At 61.9% G+C, this 2,161-nt stretch carries 3 protein-coding genes; 2 read left to right on the top strand and 1 reads right to left on the bottom strand.

All coding sequences use genetic code 11. From position 1 onward, the window contains the following. Positions 1-180, bottom strand: a 180-nt coding sequence (locus tag EOA28_RS33490) for a hypothetical protein (RefSeq protein ID WP_148671027.1), incomplete at its 3' end; no start/stop codon positions are given. A gap of 291 nt (positions 181-471) precedes the next feature. Between EOA28_RS33490 and dapA the strand changes: the two genes are divergently transcribed. Beyond that, the gene (dapA, locus tag EOA28_RS33485; RefSeq protein ID WP_127251725.1) at positions 472-1,353 is read left to right on the top strand and encodes a 4-hydroxy-tetrahydrodipicolinate synthase; all 882 of its coding nucleotides are present in this window, start codon (positions 472-474) and stop codon (positions 1,351-1,353) included. A 247-nt stretch (positions 1,354-1,600) separates the two neighbouring features. Then, entirely contained in the window at positions 1,601-2,080 is a 480-nt protein-coding gene (gene smpB / locus EOA28_RS33480; RefSeq protein ID WP_041002108.1) for an SsrA-binding protein SmpB, read from the top strand. Positions 2,081-2,161: the final 81 nt, after the last annotated feature.

The raw sequence follows: 2,161 nt of genomic DNA, 5'->3' as shown, positions 1-2,161 counted from the left end.
GCCGCTCTTCAGTTGCGCGATGTCGAAGAATGGGGCGGTGGGGCCAGGCGTCTGCGGCGCATCGGGCATGGGAATAGAAGCCGTCACGCGCGCGTCGACGCTGCCGCCGATCGCCATGGTCGGCGTCAGCGCGACGATCGCGCCGAAAAGCGCGAAGAGATGAGGCCGCCTCGTCGGCATGGTTGCAATCCTAGCACATCGTCAGCAGGCGCGGGCACTAGAGAACCCGATGCGAAGCCTAGACTTAGGTCGTGAAGGGCTCGTAAACAAAAGGTTATCGAGGCCGTTCGAATTGCGCTTGCTGGCACTACGCCGATGCTTGCCGCTAAACCATGTCGAGACTATGGTGCGCGGCTTCGCTTTCGGTTAGAAGGCGCGCAAACAAAACAGACGCATGTCGCCCAAAAGTGGGAACCGGTTTTGGGATAACGACATGCGTAAACAGACAAAGTTCCAAGGAGTTTGGAAGATATGCTGAGAGGCTCGCTGACCGCGCTCGTCACACCGTTCGAAAAGAGCGGGCGTTTCGACGAGAAAGCCTTTCGCGCTTTCGTCGAATGGCAGATCGCCGAGGGCACCACGGGCCTCGTCCCGGTCGGCACCACAGGCGAGTCGCCGACGCTGTCGCATGAGGAGCACCGCCAGGTCGTGAAGGTCGCCATCGAGGTGGCCAAGGGCCGTGTTCCGGTCGTCGCCGGCGCCGGCTCCAACAACACCGAGGAAGCGGTCGGACTGGTGCAATATGCCGAGAAGGCCGGCGCCGATGCCGCCCTTGTCGTCACGCCTTATTACAACAAGCCCACGCAGCGCGGCCTTTACGCGCATTTCGCCGCCGTCGCCAAGGCGACCAGGCTGCCGATCATCATCTACAACATCCCACCGCGCTCGGTGATCGACATGACGCCGGAGACGATGGGCAGGCTGGCGCAAGACTTCAAGAACATCGTCGGCGTCAAGGATGCCACCGGCAAGGTCGAGCGCGTCTCCGAGCAGCGCATGACCTGCGGCAAGGACTTCATCCAGCTCTCGGGCGAGGATGCGTCGGCGCTCGGCTTCAACGCCCATGGCGGCGTCGGCTGCATCTCGGTGACATCGAATGTCGCGCCGCGGCTCTGCGCCGAATTCCAGGAAGCGACACTCTCCGGCGACAGTGCCAAGGCGCTCGAGCTGCAGGACCGACTGTTGCCGCTGCATAAGGCGATCTTCATCGAACCCGGCCTGTGCGGCGCCAAATATGCGCTCTCGAAGCTTGGCAAGGTCGAAGACGTGGTGCGCTCGCCGCTGGTGACGATCGAGGCCTCGACGGCCGAAAAGATCGACCAGGCGATGAAACACGCCGGCTTGATTAATTAGCGAGCCCGTTTGGAAACTCTACTCCTGCGGCCATCTGAAGGCGCCACCTGCGCTTCAGTGCTCACGTACTATATGTACGCTCCGCTCCGGTTCCGCGCATGGCCCCGAAAGCACGTTGCTTTCGGAGAGGGCCATGCGCAAGGTCGGATTTACAGAGCGTCCTTAGCGCGTTTTAAAAACGCTCGGCGCTCTGTGGACACCTTCACCTGACTCGCAGGAGCGAGTTTCGAAACGGACTCTGGACGCCATGAATCAAGTCAAGAAAGCCGACCCGAACAACAGGACGGTCGCCGAAAACCGCAAGGCGCGCTTCTCCTACGAGGTGCTCGACACGATCGAGACCGGCTTGGTGCTGACCGGCACCGAGGTCAAGTCGCTGCGCCAGGGCCAGGCCAACATCCAGGAATCTTACGCCTCCGCCGAGGGCGGCGAGATCTGGCTGATCAATTCCTATCTGCCGGAATACCTGCAGGCCAATCGCTTCAACCACGAGCCGCGCCGGCGCCGCAAATTACTGGTCTCGAAGCGCGAGATGGCCAAGCTGTCGCAAAGCGTCGAGCGCGAGGGCATGACGCTGGTGCCGCTGAAGATCTATTTCAACGACCGCGGCCGCGCCAAGCTGCTCTTGGCGATCGCCCGCGGCAAGAAATTGCACGACAAGCGCGAGACCGAAAAGCAGCGCGACTGGTCGCGCGAGAAGGGCCGACTGCTGAAGGAGCGCGGCTGAGCTTTCGCCGCTGGCGGAAAAGCCACCGGTCAGCTTCTTGGTTCAGGCCTAAAAGCATTTCGGACGGGGGGTGGTCTTGGG

It is taken from the genome of Mesorhizobium sp. M2A.F.Ca.ET.067.02.1.1 (genome assembly GCF_004023285.1).
In the GTDB taxonomy this organism is placed as follows: Bacteria; Pseudomonadota; Alphaproteobacteria; order Rhizobiales; family Rhizobiaceae; genus Mesorhizobium.
Note: the sequence above shows the minus strand (reverse complement) of the source record. Positions and strands in the feature narration are given on the sequence as shown.

Excerpts from the sequence above, each read along its gene's own strand:
- dapA (WP_127251725.1), top strand. The coding sequence starts at position 472 with ATGCTGAGAGGCTCGCTGACCGCGCTCGTCACACCGTTCGAAAAGAGC.
- smpB (WP_041002108.1), top strand. The coding sequence starts at position 1,601 with ATGAATCAAGTCAAGAAAGCCGACCCGAACAACAGGACGGTCGCCGAA.